Source organism: Actinomadura chokoriensis, assembly GCF_041463665.1.
GTDB classification, from domain to species: Bacteria; Actinomycetota; Actinomycetes; order Streptosporangiales; family Streptosporangiaceae; genus Spirillospora; species Spirillospora chokoriensis_A.
Genome location: NZ_JAXCEJ010000001.1, coordinates 31,023 through 45,281 on the forward strand (window position 1 = coordinate 31,023; position 14,259 = coordinate 45,281).

Consider the following 14,259-nt stretch of genomic DNA (forward strand, 5'->3'; position numbering starts at 1 on the left):
AGCTACGGTCACCTCGGTGTCCCAGCTTGTCCGGAACTTCGGATCCTGAGGATAACTACCGGTAAAGCGGGGAAAGTACCGTGGCGGCGGGGAGAACAACCGAATCGTTATCGATGGGATCGTGCTCACCTGCGACCCCTAGCGCACCGGGTCGCCGGTGGACGCGCGGATGCGCAGGGACGGCTCGCGGACGACGCGGCGCTTTCGGGGCTTGCCGTCGATGACGTCCACGACGAGCCGGACCGCGGAGTGGACGATGCCGTCGATGTCCCAGTCGACGGTGGTGAGCGGCGGGGTGAGCAGCGCGGACATCGGATGGTCGTCGTACCCGCAGACCGCCACGTCGCCGGGGACGGCGAGGCCCAGCTCGCGCGTGGCGGCGTACACCCCGTAGGCGATCGAGTCGGCGAAGCAGAACACGGCGGAGGGACGGTCGGGGCTGCTCAGCACCCGCGTCGCGACCTCGGTCGCCTCGGCGAGCGCCTGCGGCGCGACCACGAGGCCGACCCGCAGGCCCAGCCGCTCGGCCTCGGCGTTGACGTGCACGTCGGCGGGACGGTCGGGGGTGCTGGCGCGCGTCGGCGTGAACACGGTGACGCGCCGGTGCCCGAGGTCGCGCAGGTGCTCCAGCGCGAGCGTGACGCCGCGCCGGTTGTCGAACACGACCTCGCCCTGCGCCCGGCCGCCGCGCAGCGCGTCGCCGATGGACACGACCGGGATCGTGCCCGCGAGCTCCGACCACAGCGCGGCGGACGGGTCGAGCGGCTGGACGATCAGGCCGTCCACCCGCTGGTCGCGGAGCCGGCGGGCGAGGGCCAGTTCGCGCTCGGGATCGCCGCCCGCGTCCACGATGAGGGCGTAGCGGTCGCGGGCGAGCAGCGCCCGGCCGATGCCCACGGCGAGGGACTGCTGCCAGTAGTCCTCCAGGGAGCCGCACAGCAGGCCGACCTGGTCGGTGCGCCCGCTGGCCAGGGCGCGCGCGATCGGGTGGGCCTCGTAGCCGAGCTCCTCCGCCGCCGCGCGGACCCGTTCCTGCGTCTCCTCCGAGGTCTGGATGCCGCGCAGCGCGTACGACACCGCCGCGGGCGACAGGCCCGTCGCCCGCGCCACCTCGCGGATGGTCGCGCGCTTGCGCTTCTCCGACATCCTTCCAACCCTAGAGGCCGCCGCAGGGACCCGGCCTGACGGCACCGTTCCAGGGATGGAGCCTCCGGCGGGCCCGACCGGGGGACGCGGGCCCGCCGGAGGAAGCACGCCCGGCCGCAGCCCGCTCCCACCGGCCGAACGCTCACATCTCGTCCAGCGCGGCCCGCTGCGGAAGTGTCACACCGCCCGCCGGGCCAGCCACCGGTCGGTCACGGCGCATATCGCGACGACCGCAGCGAAACCGGTCCCGGCGCCTCTCAGCAGGCCCGCTTCGTAGTACTTGTCGGTCACCATGCGGACGGCTGCGTAGCCGACCACGGCGCCGACGGCCAGCGCTGTGACCCCTTGCGCCGCCCAGAGCGCGATGCGCGCTGTTCCAGCGCCCGCAAGGGTTTCTCGCAGGGCGCGAATGGCTGCGGTCAAGCAGATCACCATGGCCGCTGCCAGCGCGATGAACGGAGTGCCGAAGTTCACGCCGTAGCGGACGGCCAGCGCCGGGACGAAGAAGAGGAGCAAGGCCCAGCGCAGGCCGCCCGCTACGGACGACAGCGCGATACCGGATTCCCCGGCCGGGAGCCGGGCGGAGGCCACGCGCGCTGCTACGAGAACGCAGAGAGCGACGAGCGCGCCCGGCAGACGTCCGCCTAGATGGGCCAGGTTGTAGAGCAAAGCGGTGTCGTACACGGTCAGCACGAGATGCCCCAAGGCCCAGACGGATACGGCGAAGAGGAGCATCTGCGCGAACGACGAACGCTCGGAACCGTCCTCCTCCTGCCTGGCCAGCCAGTGGAGGAGCAAAGGCGTGAGCACCGCGGAGCAGACCCGGATCACGATGTCGTCCACCGTGTAGGGGTTGTGCAGGTCCCACTCGACCGTGCAGAAGACGAACGTGTAGGACACGGATGCCGCCCACACCAGCCAGGAACCTGCCAAGCGCCGGTACAGGCCGCCATCCAGCCAGCGGAGGACCGTCACGTACGCGAGCAGCACGAGAGGTAGTTCAAGGAACGCCTGCACTCGCAGGACGGACGGCGCCAGCAGTTCGGGCCTCGGGAAGTGCTCCGCCAGCCCGCGCATGGTCGAACCGTCCGCGAGGGCGAACCAGCCCTCCGGGAGGTACTTCGCGACGAACGATGCGTCGCCGCCATGGACGCGCAGCACGTACACGGTGAAGAGCACCTGGTTCGCGTAGACGAGAGCGACCACCAGGCCCAGGCACGCCTCTGGACGAGCCCAGCGGCGAGCGCCCCCCTCAGATGCGCGACGCGTCGACCGGGGCGGCGTCGACCGGCGCCGTGTCGACCGCGGCCGTGTCGACCGGGTTGCGGCCATGAGACTCAGCAGCGTCGAGACCAGCACCGCTCCATCCACCATGACCGGCAAACGTAGACGGTCCGGACGGGCGCCGCATGGGCTCCAAGGACGCGCGCAGGCGGGCGCGCATCCAAGCCGCGCCCGGACGTTCGACCAGGCGGTGCACGGCGTACGCGCTCAGCAGGGACGCGGCCAGGACGACGACCAGCGACGTCCACTTGCCGAGGTTCGGGTACAGGGCGTCCAGCAGGGGAAGCGCCAGTAAGCGCAGCAGGTCGAGTTCGCTCAGCCGTTCCCGTCCGGTCATCGCGGAACCCTCCCGCCCCGCGATGGCCCGGCCCGATCCACGAGATGAGCCCGCGATGAACGGACGATGTAAACCGCGCCACGCGCCCGGCGGGCGCCGCGGATCAGTAGGATGCCGGGTGCATCCCCTGGAACGTTTGGGTGGTCCTCCATGACATCTCGCCGCGCCCGACGCGGCGCGGCGACGCTGATGCTGTGCCTGAGCCTGGTGGCGGTCCTGTCGGCCACCGGCTGCTCCGCGCTCGCGGGCTCGGTGCGCAAACCGGCCGCCGCGGCCGGCCCGCCGAAGGACGGGTCGCGCAGGGCCGCGCCCGTGGTGATGTTCCTCGGCGACAGCTACACGGTCGGCGACCGGGGCGTCCAGCCGGAGTCGACGTACGCGTCCGCCACGGCCCGGCTGCTCGGCTGGCAGGTCGTCGTCGGCGGGCGCGCCGGCACCGGCTTCGTCAGGACGGGCCGGGGCGGGGAGCCGTTCCTCGGCCTGTTCGAGAGCCAGCTCGGCTGGCGCCCCGCGCCCGACATGCTCATCGTGTCCGGCGGCCACAACGACTGGCGGTTCCCGGCGGCGCAGGTCGCGGCGGCGGCGCACCTGCTGCTCGAACGCGTCCGGCAGCGCTGGCCCGGCACCCGCCTCGTGCTCATGGGGCCGCTGTGGGGGACGGGTTCGCCGCTGCCGGGCGCGCTCGCCGTCCGGGACGCGCTGAAGAACCTGGCCGGGCAGCTCGGCGTCCCGTTCGTCGACCCGATCGGCGAGCAGTGGATCACCGGCGACCGGCCGGCCGGGGCGGGCAACGCGGCGCGGCTCATCAAGGCCGACCGCACCCATCCGAACCCGGCGGGCCACCGGTACGTGGCGGCCCGCCTGGCCGCGGACATCGAGCGCCTGGGCCTCGCCCGCCCGGTCCGGAAGCGCTGAGCGTCAGCCGGACGGGCGCGCGAGGGTGAGGGAGAAGTCGCCGTCCCGGTCGGTCCAGAACTCGGCGATCTCCATCCCGGCCGCGCCGAGCTCGGCCGCCAGCCGCTCCCGCCGGAACTTGGCGGAGATCTCGGTGCGCATCTCCTCACCGGCCGCGAACGACACCGCCAGGTCGAGGCCGCCCACGCGGACGTCCTGGTCCCGGACGGACCGGAGCCGCATCTCGATCCACTCGTCCGCCTCGTTCCAGACGGCGACGTGCTCGAACGCGTCCGGGTCGAAGTCGGCGTCCAGGGCCCGGTTGATGACGTGCAGGACGTTGCGGTTGAACTCGGCGGTGATCCCGGACGGGTCGTCGTAGGCGCGGACGAGGCGTCCCGCGTCCTTGACGAGGTCGGCGCCGACCAGCAGGAAGTCACCGTCGTCCATGGTGGCGCGGACGCCGCCGAGGAAGCCGATCCGCTCGGCGGGCGGCATGTTGCCGATCGTCCCGCCGAGGAAGGCGATGAGGCGCCGCTCGCCGCCGGGCAGCAGCGGAAGGTGCTGCTCGTAGTCAGCGACGACGGCCCGGACGGTCAGGTCCGGATGGTCGGCGGCGATCCCGGCGGCGGCCTCTTCGAGGAAGTCGCCGCTGACGTCGACCGGCACGTAGGAGCGGAGCGTGCCGGACAGCGCGTCGAGCAGCAGCCGGGTCTTCTCCCCCGATCCGGCGCCGAGTTCGAGCAGCGTGCGGGCGCCGGTCGCGGCGGCGATCCCGGACGCCCGCGCGGCGAGGATCTCCCGCTCGCGCCGGGTCGGGTAGTACTCCTCCAGCTTGGTGATCTCCTCGAAGAGCGCGCTGCCGCGCTCGTCGTAGAACCACTTGGGCGGCAGGGTCTTCGGGGTGGCGGTCAGCCCCGCCCGGACGTCCTGGCGGAGCGTCTTGGCAAGGTCGTCGGCGGTCAGGAACCGGTCCACGGGTGGCTCTCCTTCAGCGGGAAGCGGCTTCACAGGGCATCGATGCGGACGCCGGTACCCGGTCCGGCGGTGACGAGCGAGCGGTCGGGGACGTGCCGCCAGCCGGGGGCGTCGTCAAGCGGCTCGGACGCGACCCGGATCGCGTCCTCGTCCTCCCGGACGAACAGCGAGTCGCCCCAGGTCGTGGCGGCCAGCGACGTCCCGTCGGAGGCGAGGAGGTTGTAGCGGCCGGGGGCGAGCGCGGTGATCGCGGCGACGACGGCGGCGAGGCCGTCGCCGAGCGGCAGGCCGTCCCGCCAGTGCCGGACGGCGAGCGCGAACAGCGGCGCGGAGTCGACCGGCGCGCGGGCGTCGGAGGCCCCGGCGATGTCGCCGGCCAGTTCGCGGAGCTTGCCCTCGACGCCGCCGTAGCCCTCGACCTTGCCGTTGTGGCTGAACAGCCACCGCCCGGCGCGGAACGGCTGGGCGCACGACTCGTCCACGGGGAACCCGACCGTCGCCGACCGGATCGCCGCGACCGCGCACGACGCGCGGACGGCCCCGGCGACCTCGCGAAACGACTGGTCGGTCCAGAGCGGCTGGGCGCGGCGGAACCGGACGGGCGCGCCGTCCTGGTACCAGCCGACGCCGAACCCGTCGGCGTTCAGCAGGTTGCCCTGCGTCATGCGCGGCGCGTATGCCTGGGTCTCCAGCGAGTGCTCGCCGTCGTAGACGAGCGAGTGCAGGGTCTGTTCAGGCCCCAGGTAACCGAGATGTCGGCACATTCAGCGCTCCTCTCCCACCGACCGCGCACAGCGGAACCCGGAGAAGATCTGCCTGCGGATGGGGTAGTCCCAGTTGCGGAACGATCCGCGTATGGCCAGCGGGTGCGTCGCCCAGGAGCCGCCTCTCAGGACCTTGTATTCGGGGCCGAAGAAGACCTCCGAGTACTCCTTGTAGGGGAACGACCGGAAGCCGGGATAGCCGTGGAAGTCGGACGACGTCCATTCCCACACGTCCCCCAGGAGGCGCCTCACTCCGTAGGCAGAGGCTCCTGACGCGTAGGAGCCGGTCTCGGACGGACGCAGCGAGCGCTGTCCGAGGTTGGCGCGGCCTTCCTCGTACACCTCGCCCCACGGGTAGCGCCTTGAGTGCTGAGTGGCGGGGTCCCAGCGGGCGGCCTTCTCCCACTCGGCCTCGGTCGGAAGCCGCTTGCCGGCCCACCGCGCGTAGGCGTCGGCCTCATACCAGCACACGTGCTGGACGGGTTCGCCGGGCGGGACGGGTTCCGTCCGCCCGAACCGGCGCCGGACCCATTGGCCTCCTTCCCGGCCCCAGAAGGCGGGAGCGCGTTTACCGCTGCTGTTGCGCCACTCCCATCCGGCGGCGGCCCACCAACGCGGATCGTCGTATCCCCCGGCCTCCATGAAGGCGAGGTAGGCCGCGTTGGTCACCGGCTCCACGTCGATGTAGTACGCGGGCAGGTCGACGAGGTGCACCGGACGTTCGTTGTCGTACGCCCACGGGTCGTCCGAGGTGCCCATCTGGAACGGACCCGCCTCGATGAGCACCTCGTCCCTCGCAGAACCCTCGGCGGGCTTCTGCAGTGGCTCGGCCAGAGGGTCGAGCAGGGCGGGAGCGCCCTTGCGTAGCTGGTGGGTGGCGAGCATGGTCTCGTCGTGCATGTGTTCGTGTTGCACGACCATTCCGTACACGAACCCGCCCGAAGTCAGCGGATTCGCCGTGTCGAACCGTGCCGACGACAGCAAGTCGAGCACCTTGGCGCGGACCGTGCCGATGTAGGAGCGAGCGTCGTCCGGCGACAGGAGCGGCAGTGTCGGCCGTTCGGCGCGCGGATGCTCGAACGCGTCGTACAGGTCGTCGATCTCCGGGCGCATCGCCTCCTGGCCCGTCGCCGCGCGCAGCAGCCACAGTTCCTCGTAGTTGCCGACGTGGGCGAGGTCCCAGACGAGCGGCGACATCAGCGGCGACACCTGCGCGGTGAGGTCGTCCTCGGTGAGGACCTCGGTGGTGAGGCCGAGGCTGCGGTCCCGCACCGCGCCCAGTTCGGCGGCGATGAGTTCCTTCAGCGCCTCCTCGTCGTGCGTGCCGATGTCGAGCGTCCCGGTCGGGCCCGGGGAGTTCATCGGGGCCATGTCTCGTCCTCCTCAGGCAGGGGCGGGGGTAGGGGTGCCGGGGCGTCGTCGGCGGGGCTGCGTCCCCGCTCGACGTACCGGCGGGCGTACTCCTCGACCAGCGGGACGAGCCCGGCCGCGCCGAGCCGCGGCAGCGCGTCGAGGGCGGCCGTGAAGCAGGCCCGCGCGGCGGTGGCGAGCGGCGCGTCGGACAGCCCGCACCGGGCCGCCTCCGCCCACCGGTCCGCGACCGGTTCGGCGGCGGCCTCGGCGGCCCGCGACGCGGCCGGGTCGTCCAGCAGCGCGGTCGCGACGGCGACGGGGACGGGCCAGTACCGGCCGGGCGGCGCGTCGATCATGCGCAGTTCCAGCCAGCCGCGCGGCCGGACCGGCGGGAACAGCGTGGACAGGTGGTAGGTCAGGTCCTCCTCGCACGGCTCGCCCTTGTCGAGCCACTCCATGAACGACATGCCGGGGTCGGACACCCACTGGCCCTCCGCGGTGTGGACGAGCATCACCCGCGCGTTGAGCGCGTACCGCGTCCACGCCTCGGCCGGGTCGCCGTCCGCCCCGTCCCGCAGGACGGGCAGGGTGCGGCAGGGGTCCAGCTCGGTCCAGATGCCCTGCCGGGACGAGTGCATCCCGGTGCGGCGGCCGGCCCGCAGCGGCGAGTTGGCGAACGCCGCGACCAGCACCGGCCCGAGCGCGTGCGTGAGCCGCCAGCGGCGGGCCGCGTCCGGGTCGTCGGCGCCGATGTCCAGGTTCACCTGGACGGACGCGGTCGAGCACATCATCGCCATGCCCGCGTCGCGGAAGCCTCCCGAATGGAAGTAGTCGCGCATGCACGCGTAGCGGGGGTGGTCGGCCTGGAACCGGGGGCGCCGGACGGGGTCGACGCCGTGGCCGGCGAGCGCCAGCCCGTCCCGGGCCAGAGCGTCGCGGACCCCCGCGATGTCCCGGCCGAGCGCGGCGTGCAGCGCGCCGAGCCCGCGGAACGGTGCCGAGCTCAGTTCGAGCTGCCCGCCCGGCTCATAGGTGATCTTGCTGCCGCCGGGCGGCGGGGCGGCGTCCGCGACGAGGGCGCGCACCCGCCGGGCGGCGACGTGCGCGGCGGGCCGGGCGGTGTCGACCACGAACCACTCGGTCTCCGCGCCGACCGTCCCGGGCGGGCCGGTCTTGAAGCAGACACCGCGAATGTGCTGGTAGACGCCATCAACCGTCAGACGGGTCACCGTTGACTCCTCGCGTAAATCGACAACGGGTTCGAATCCTTCCCTGCTGAACCGCATCAGGAATCCGCCGATTTCCGGGATGTTGCTTAAATCTCCATGAACATCACCGTCCGCCGCCTTCTCGACTACCTTCCGTGCTATTCGACATGCCGTCCGATCTCAGACTTCTCACCCGAGGACGGGAGGCGCTAGAGTCCCGTTGATCAGCTGTGCACCATTTGTCGGACATTTGGACGAGCCGGCCGGGGAACGGGAGGGCACATGCGCGGGGACCTGGGCTCGCTGTACGACGCGCACGCCGACCGCCTGTACGCCTACTGCTGGTCGCTGGTCGGCGACCAGCTCGCGGCCGCGGCCGTCGGCGACACGTTCAGCGCGGCCGTGCACCAGCCGCCGCGCGGCGACAGCGTGCTCTGGCTGTACTCGCTCTCCCGGACGGCCTGCGCCGAGCGCGGCGCGTTCACCGGGGAGCTCGGCGCCCGGGGCGGGACGCCGTTCGCGAGCCCCGACCCGCTGCTGCGCGCCGCCGCCGGGCTGCGCTCCGACCACCGCGAGGTGCTGCTGCTGTGGGCGGGCGAATGGCTCGAACCCCACGACATCGCCCGCGTCCTCGGCATCGCGCCCGACACCGTCGTGCAGCTGCTCGCCGCCGCGCGGACGCGGCTGGAGCGGGCCGTCCTCGACCTCCTGATGCGCGGCACGGCCACGCCGCAGCTCGACCTGATCACCGCGTTCGAGAAGGGCCGGCTGCCGCAACTGCTGGCCCGCCGCGCGCCCGCGCACGCGCCCGGCTGGCTGCGCGACCGGGTCCTCGCCGCCTGCGAGGAGGAGGCGGCGAGGCCGCTGCCGAGCGTCATCTCGCCGAGCCCCCTCGTCGTGATCGGAGCCGAGCGCAAGCCCCGTCCGAAGCGCGGGATCTCCGGCGGCGTCTCCCGGGGCCTCGGCGCCGCAGCGGGCGTCGCCGCGTCGGCCGCCGCCGTCATCGGCCTGCTCGTCTCCTGGCCGACGGCCAGGGGCGGCGGCGACGCCGCCTCGATGGTCCCGTCGGCGAGCAAGGGGCAGACGAACCCGGCGTCCGCGAAGACCAGCGGCGTGCCGCAGAACCCGCTGCCCGGCCGCACCGGTGCCGAGCGGGCGACGGGCGGTGCGCCGAGCGCGTCCGAGGACCCGCTCACCACCGCCTTCGACGGCCCGCCGCAGCGGGCGGGCGGCGCTCCGGCACGGCCCGCACAGCCCGGGACCTCTCCGTCGGACACGCCGTCCCCGGAGAAGGAGCCCGCGTCCGGCGCGCCGTCGAAGCCGGAGCAGCCCTCCACTCCGGAGGAGCCGCCGACCACTCCCCCCGCGGAGCCGTCCGACCCGACGACCCCGCCGGACGACGCGACGCCGCCGCCGACGGACACGCCGACCGACCCGCCCACGGAGGACCCGGGAACGCCGAGCCCGAACCCCACGGCGAACCCGACCCCGGAGCCGGGGCAGGGCTGACCCTGGGGTCAGGCCGGGTCAGGCTCCGGCGACCGGCTCGGCCGCCATCTTCTCCGGGACGGCGACGCGGCGGCGTTCCAGCAGCAGGAGCAGCCCGCCGATCAGCCCGCCGGCGAGCATCGCCACCAGGTGCCCGACGGCGGCGACCTCCAGCGCGAGCAGGCCGTCCAGCAGAACGGGCACGAGTGCGCACCAGCCGGCGAGCGCGAGCAGCCGGCGCACCCGCCCGTGCCCGTACAGGAACGCCGCGACGAGCGCCGCGCACAGCACGTAGGACGGCCCGACGTCGGGGATCGTGCGGATGGACTCCGACAGCAGGCCCGCCTGCAGCCGGACGAGCGCGATGCCCTGGCTGATGAGGGTGCCGAGCACGTGCGACGCGGCGACGAGCACCACGGCCCGCAGGTTCCCGAACCGCCGGGTGACGGGGAACAGCCCGATCGCGGCGACGACCAGCAGCACGCCCTGGGCCCCCTCCGCGACGAACGCCGACGCGACCATCGTCCCGACCGGGTTCACCGCGAGGTTCTCCAGATTGGTGCTGGCCCAGGCGATCACCGCGCGCCGCGCGTCCGGCGGCAGGACGAGCGCCTGCACCATCCACACCGCCGCGAACAGCCCGAGGAACGTCAGCGGCATCGCGTACCGGCGCACGAACGGACCCATCACACCGGCAGCCTAGACCCGGCCCGCCCGGACCGCCCGGAGCATCGGCGAGCCAACGGGCCCGGGCCGCGTCCCGGCGGGCACGCGCGTACGGCCGGGCGGCACGTCCGCGGTCGGGGTGTGGGGCCGGGTCACTCGGGTACCTCGTGCGGAGTCGGGGGACGTCCCGTCCCCGCGCGGGAGGAGGACGGCGACATGGCCCTGCAGCACCCCCACATGCAGCATCCCCACGGGCAGCATCCCCACGCCCCCGCCGGCGGCGGCCGGGACCTGGACGTCAACCCGGTCTTCAGCCGGGAGCCGCTGACCATCCCCCGGTACGCGCTGCCCGCGGGCCAGCTCGCCCCGGGCACCGCCTACCAGATCGTCCACGACGAGCTCATGCTGGACGGCAACGAGCGGCTGAACCTCGCGACGTTCGTGTCGACGTGGGCGGAGCCGGAGGCGGCCCGGCTGATGGCCGAGTGCGCCGCGAAGAACATGATCGACAAGGACGAGTACCCGCGCACCGCCGAGCTGGAGACGCGCTGCGTGCACATGCTCGCCCGGCTGTGGCACGCCGAGGACCCGCGGCACGCGGTGGGCTGCTCGACCACCGGGTCCAGCGAGGCGGCGATGCTCGGCGGGCTGGCGCTCAAGCGCCGCTGGCAGGCGCGGCGGCGGGCCGCGGGCGAGCCGGCGGACCGGCCCAACCTCGTCATGGGCGTCAACGTGCAGATCTGCTGGGAGAAGTTCGCGAACTACTTCGAGGTCGAGCCCCGGTACGTGCCGATGGAGGGCGACCGCTACCACCTCGGCGCCCGCGAGGCGGTCGAACTGTGCGACGAGAACACCATCGGCGTCGTCGCCGTGCTCGGCTCCACGTTCGACGGGAGCTACGAGCCGGTCGCCGACATCGCGGCGGCGCTCGACGACCTGGAGCGGCGGACGGGCCTGGACGTGCCGGTGCACGTGGACGGGGCGTCCGGCGCGATGATCGCGCCGTTCCTCGACCCGGACCTGCGGTGGGACTTCCGGCTGCCGCGCGTCGCCTCGATCAACACCTCCGGCCACAAGTACGGCCTGGTCATGCCGGGCCTCGGCTGGGCGCTGTGGCGGGACGCGGAGGCGCTCCCGGACGACCTGGTCTTCCGCGTCAACTACCTCGGCGGGGACATGCCGACGTTCGCGCTGAACTTCTCCCGTCCCGGCGCGCAGGTCGTCGCCCAGTACTACACCTTCCTGCGGCTCGGCTTCGAGGGGTACCGCCGCGTCCAGGGGACGTGCCGGGACGTCGCCACCCGGCTGTCCGCCGAGATCGGCAGGCTCGGCCCGTTCGAGACGCTCGGCGACGGCGGCGACCTGCCGGTGTTCGCGTTCCGGGTCCGGGAGGACATCGCCAACTTCACGGTCTACGACGTCTCCGCCGCGCTGCGCGAGTCCGGCTGGCTGGTGCCCGCCTACACCTTCCCGGAGAACCGCACCGATCTCGCCGTCCTGCGGATCGTGGTCCGCAACGGGTTCGGCCACGACCTCGCCGACCTGTTCCTCGACGACCTGCGCCGCGTGCTACCGCGGCTGCGGGCGCAGCGGGAGCCGCAGCGGGACGCGGGCGACGCGACCGGCTTCGCGCACGGCGCCGAACCCAAGAAGGCCGGGTTCAAACAGGCTCGACCCACGAAGACCGAACCCACGAAGACCGAATCCAGGAAGACCGGACCCACGAAAGCCGAACCCAAGAAGGCCGGATCCACGAAGACCAGGCGCGGGAAGGCCGGGTCGAAGTAGGCGGGCCGAAGTAGGCGGGCGGGGCCGGCCGGTCAGCGGGGCGCGCGGGGCAGGCCGAGGCCGATCATGGCGATCAGCTCGCGCTGGATCTCGTTGACGCCGCCGCCGAAGGTCAGCACGAGCGCGCCCTTGGCCAGCCGGTCGACCGCCGCCGTGAAGGCCGCCGTCTCCGGGTCGCCGGGGTCGCCGTAGCGGGCGAGGACGTCGCCGACGATCCGGCCGACGTCCTGCATCCGCTCCGAGGAGTAGATCTTCGTGGCGGAGGCGTCGGCGGCGCCGAGCCAGCCGAGGTCCTGGTTCGCGGCGACCTGCCAGTTGAGGGTCTCGTTGACGCGCAGGTAGGCGTGCACCTGGGCGAGCGCGCGGCGGACGGCGGGCTCCTCGATGAGCGGGCGCCCGTCCCGCCCGAGGGTGGCGCGGGCCCAGCGCTCGAACCGGATGCGGATGTGCCCGATGTTGCCGGCCGGGCCGAGCGTGACCCGCTCGTGGTTGAGCTGGTTGACGATGAGGTCCCAGCCCTTGTTCTCCCCGCCGATCAGCATGTCCGCCGGGACGCGGACGTCCTGGAAGTAGGTCGAGTTCGTGTGGTGGGCGCCGTCCATCGTGATGATCGGCGTCCAGGAGAAGCCCGGGTCCGCGCAGTCGACGATGAGCATCGAGATGCCCTTGTGCTTCTTCGCGGACGGGTCGGTGCGCGCCGCGAGCCACACGTAGTCGGCGTGTTGCGCGCCGGAAGTGAAGATCTTCTGGCCGTTCACGACGTAGTGGTCGCCGTCCCTGACCGCGGTGGTGCGCAGCGCCGCGAGGTCGGTGCCGGCGCCCGGCTCGCTGTAGCCGATCGCGAAGTGGCACTCCCCCGCGAGGATGCGCGGGATGAAGAACTCCTTGTGGGCGTCCGACCCGTACTGCAGGATCGTCGGCGCGACGGAGTTCAGCGTGATCAGCGGGTAGGTCACCTCGGCCCGCGCGATCTCGTTCGCGAAGATCGTCTGCTCGACGGGGCCGAACCCCCGGCCGCCGTACTCCTTCGGGAGCGCGACGCCGAGCATCCCGTCGCGGCCGAGCCGCCTGCAGTGCTCCATGTAGGGGGGACCGAACGGGTCGGCCGCGATCGCGGCGCGCTGCTCGAGGGTCAGGCAGTTCTCGAAGTACTCGCGCAGCTCGGCGCGGAGCTTCTTCTGCTCGCCGGTCAGGTCGATGAACATTCAGGCCTCCTGGGCGATGAGCGTGCCGAGCGCGTCGAGCCGGTCTTCCGGGCCGCCGAGCAGGTGCCCGCAGTGCTTGCCCAAGGCGAAGTAGCGGTGCAGCGGGTAGGTGACGTCCAGGCCGATGCCGCCGTGCAGGTGCTGGCAGGTGTAAAGGGCCTTGATGACGGGATCGCACGCGTTGTAAGCGGCGATCGTCAGCAGCTCCTCGGCGTCGTCGGCGCCCTCGGCCAGCCGCCAGACGCCCGCCCAGACCGCCACGTCCAGCGCGCGCTTGGCGATGTAGACGTCGCTGATCTGCATCGTGACGGCCTGGAACTGCGCGAGCGCCCGGTCGAACTGCTCGCGGGTCCTCGTGTACTCCTTCGTCAGCTCCAGCGCGCCCTCGATGACGCCGGAGGAGATCGCGACCGCGCCGGCGACGGCGGAGCAGCGGAGGGTGTCCCAGGCGGCGCCGTCCGCCGCCCCGCCGAGCAGGGCGCCGGGGCCGACCCTGGCGCCGTCCAGCGCGACGCGGGACAGGGGCTCGCTCGTCGCCGACGGCTGCTCGGTGATGGTCGCCGCTGCGGGCTCGATCAGGAAGACCCCGATGCCCTCGCCCTCGACGCGGGCGGGGACGAGGATCCGCGCCGCCTCCCGCGCGTAGGGGACGAACGTCTTCACGCCGTCGAGGACGTAGCCGTCGCCGTCCCGCCGGGCCGTCGTGGTGACCTCTCCGGCCGGGCCGACCTCGCGGTACGCGCCGGTCAGGACCGTCGGGCCCTGCTCGTCGGCGGCGGTCAGCGGGGCCAGCAGAGCGCGCTGCTCAGCCGTGCCGTGCGCGCCGATCGGGACGGCCGCGAGCGCGAGCGAGGCGTACGCCGGGACGGGCGCGGCGTGGACGCCGACCTCGCGCAGGATCACCGCCAGCTCGACCGGGCCGAGCCCGGCGCCGCCGGCGTCCTCGGGCAGGACGATCCCGAGCAGCCCCGCCTGGGCGAGCGCCCTCCAGGCCGCCTCGTCGTAGGGGGCGCCGCTCTTCTCCAGCGCCTCCAGCCGCTCCTGCGCGGCCTCGCGCGCGAGCACTCCGGCGGCGAGACCCTTGATCTCCTGCTGGGTCTCGTCGAGGTTGAAGTCCACCCATCCGCTCCTTCCAGCCGGGCGCGAGG

13 protein-coding genes are annotated in these 14,259 nt (G+C 73.2%); 3 read left to right on the forward strand and 10 right to left on the reverse strand.

Annotated features, from left to right (window positions below; translation table 11 throughout):
* Positions 1–138: 138 nt before the first annotated feature.
* From SM418_RS00165 to SM418_RS00175, 3 genes are all read right to left on the reverse strand, one after another.
* Positions 139–1,146, reverse strand: coding sequence for a LacI family DNA-binding transcriptional regulator (locus tag SM418_RS00165; RefSeq protein ID WP_371938966.1), 1,008 nt, complete (start codon positions 1,144–1,146; stop codon positions 139–141).
* 177 nt (positions 1,147–1,323) lie between these two features.
* Positions 1,324–2,325, reverse strand: a complete 1,002-nt coding sequence (locus tag SM418_RS00170; protein ID WP_371938965.1) for a hypothetical protein — start codon at positions 2,323–2,325, stop codon at positions 1,324–1,326.
* A gap of 73 nt (positions 2,326–2,398) precedes the next feature.
* Positions 2,399–2,767: a hypothetical protein gene (locus SM418_RS00175; RefSeq protein ID WP_371938964.1), complete on the reverse strand. Its 369-nt coding sequence runs from the start codon at positions 2,765–2,767 to the stop codon at positions 2,399–2,401.
* A 150-nt stretch (positions 2,768–2,917) separates the two neighbouring features.
* On the opposite strand from SM418_RS00175, the gene SM418_RS00180 reads away from it, so the two are divergent.
* Positions 2,918–3,682, forward strand: coding sequence for an SGNH/GDSL hydrolase family protein (locus tag SM418_RS00180; RefSeq protein ID WP_371938963.1), 765 nt, complete (start codon positions 2,918–2,920; stop codon positions 3,680–3,682).
* 3 nt (positions 3,683–3,685) lie between these two features.
* On the opposite strand, the gene egtD is transcribed toward SM418_RS00180, so the two are convergent.
* The 4 genes from egtD to egtA are packed head-to-tail and all read right to left on the reverse strand — an operon-like array spanning position 3,686 to position 7,985.
* Positions 3,686–4,639, reverse strand: coding sequence for an L-histidine N(alpha)-methyltransferase (gene egtD, locus SM418_RS00185; RefSeq protein WP_371938962.1), 954 nt, complete (start codon positions 4,637–4,639; stop codon positions 3,686–3,688).
* A 29-nt stretch (positions 4,640–4,668) separates the two neighbouring features.
* Positions 4,669–5,403 (reverse strand): ergothioneine biosynthesis protein EgtC, encoded by a 735-nt coding sequence (gene egtC, locus SM418_RS00190; protein WP_371938961.1) that lies wholly within the window; start codon positions 5,401–5,403, stop codon positions 4,669–4,671.
* Positions 5,404–6,774, reverse strand: coding sequence for an ergothioneine biosynthesis protein EgtB (gene egtB / locus SM418_RS00195; protein ID WP_371938960.1), 1,371 nt, complete (start codon positions 6,772–6,774; stop codon positions 5,404–5,406).
* Positions 6,762–7,985 (reverse strand): ergothioneine biosynthesis glutamate--cysteine ligase EgtA, encoded by a 1,224-nt coding sequence (gene egtA / locus SM418_RS00200; RefSeq protein WP_371938959.1) that lies wholly within the window; start codon positions 7,983–7,985, stop codon positions 6,762–6,764. Before egtA ends, egtB begins: the two co-directional genes overlap by 13 nt.
* Before the next feature lie 261 nt (positions 7,986–8,246).
* On the opposite strand from egtA, the gene SM418_RS00205 reads away from it, so the two are divergent.
* On the forward strand, positions 8,247–9,473 hold the full coding sequence (locus SM418_RS00205) for an RNA polymerase sigma factor (protein WP_371938958.1): 1,227 nt from the start codon (positions 8,247–8,249) through the stop codon (positions 9,471–9,473).
* A gap of 18 nt (positions 9,474–9,491) precedes the next feature.
* Here the strand turns inward: SM418_RS00205 and SM418_RS00210 are convergent, their stop codons facing one another.
* Positions 9,492–10,139, reverse strand: a complete 648-nt coding sequence (locus SM418_RS00210; RefSeq protein WP_371939019.1) for a rhomboid-like protein — start codon at positions 10,137–10,139, stop codon at positions 9,492–9,494.
* 195 nt (positions 10,140–10,334) lie between these two features.
* Between SM418_RS00210 and gad the strand changes: the two genes are divergently transcribed.
* Positions 10,335–11,906: a glutamate decarboxylase gene (gad, locus tag SM418_RS00215; RefSeq protein ID WP_371938957.1), complete on the forward strand. Its 1,572-nt coding sequence runs from the start codon at positions 10,335–10,337 to the stop codon at positions 11,904–11,906.
* A gap of 32 nt (positions 11,907–11,938) precedes the next feature.
* Here the strand turns inward: gad and SM418_RS00220 are convergent, their stop codons facing one another.
* Positions 11,939–13,111 (reverse strand): acyl-CoA dehydrogenase family protein, encoded by a 1,173-nt coding sequence (locus SM418_RS00220; protein WP_371938956.1) that lies wholly within the window; start codon positions 13,109–13,111, stop codon positions 11,939–11,941.
* Positions 13,112–14,230, reverse strand: coding sequence for an acyl-CoA dehydrogenase family protein (locus SM418_RS00225; RefSeq protein WP_371938955.1), 1,119 nt, complete (start codon positions 14,228–14,230; stop codon positions 13,112–13,114).
* Between the last annotated feature and the right edge of the window lie 29 nt (positions 14,231–14,259).

Coding starts and splice junctions, on each gene's coding strand:
- gad (WP_371938957.1), top strand. CDS start 10,335: ATGGCCCTGCAGCACCCCCACATGCAGCATCCCCACGGGCAGCATCCC.
- SM418_RS00205 (WP_371938958.1), top strand. CDS start 8,247: ATGCGCGGGGACCTGGGCTCGCTGTACGACGCGCACGCCGACCGCCTG.
- SM418_RS00175 (WP_371938964.1), bottom strand. CDS start 2,767: ATGACCGGACGGGAACGGCTGAGCGAACTCGACCTGCTGCGCTTACTG.
- SM418_RS00165 (WP_371938966.1), bottom strand. CDS start 1,146: ATGTCGGAGAAGCGCAAGCGCGCGACCATCCGCGAGGTGGCGCGGGCG.
- SM418_RS00220 (WP_371938956.1), bottom strand. CDS start 13,111: ATGTTCATCGACCTGACCGGCGAGCAGAAGAAGCTCCGCGCCGAGCTG.
- SM418_RS00180 (WP_371938963.1), top strand. CDS start 2,918: ATGACATCTCGCCGCGCCCGACGCGGCGCGGCGACGCTGATGCTGTGC.
- egtB (WP_371938960.1), bottom strand. CDS start 6,774: ATGGCCCCGATGAACTCCCCGGGCCCGACCGGGACGCTCGACATCGGC.
- egtC (WP_371938961.1), bottom strand. CDS start 5,403: ATGTGCCGACATCTCGGTTACCTGGGGCCTGAACAGACCCTGCACTCG.
- SM418_RS00210 (WP_371939019.1), bottom strand. CDS start 10,139: ATGGGTCCGTTCGTGCGCCGGTACGCGATGCCGCTGACGTTCCTCGGG.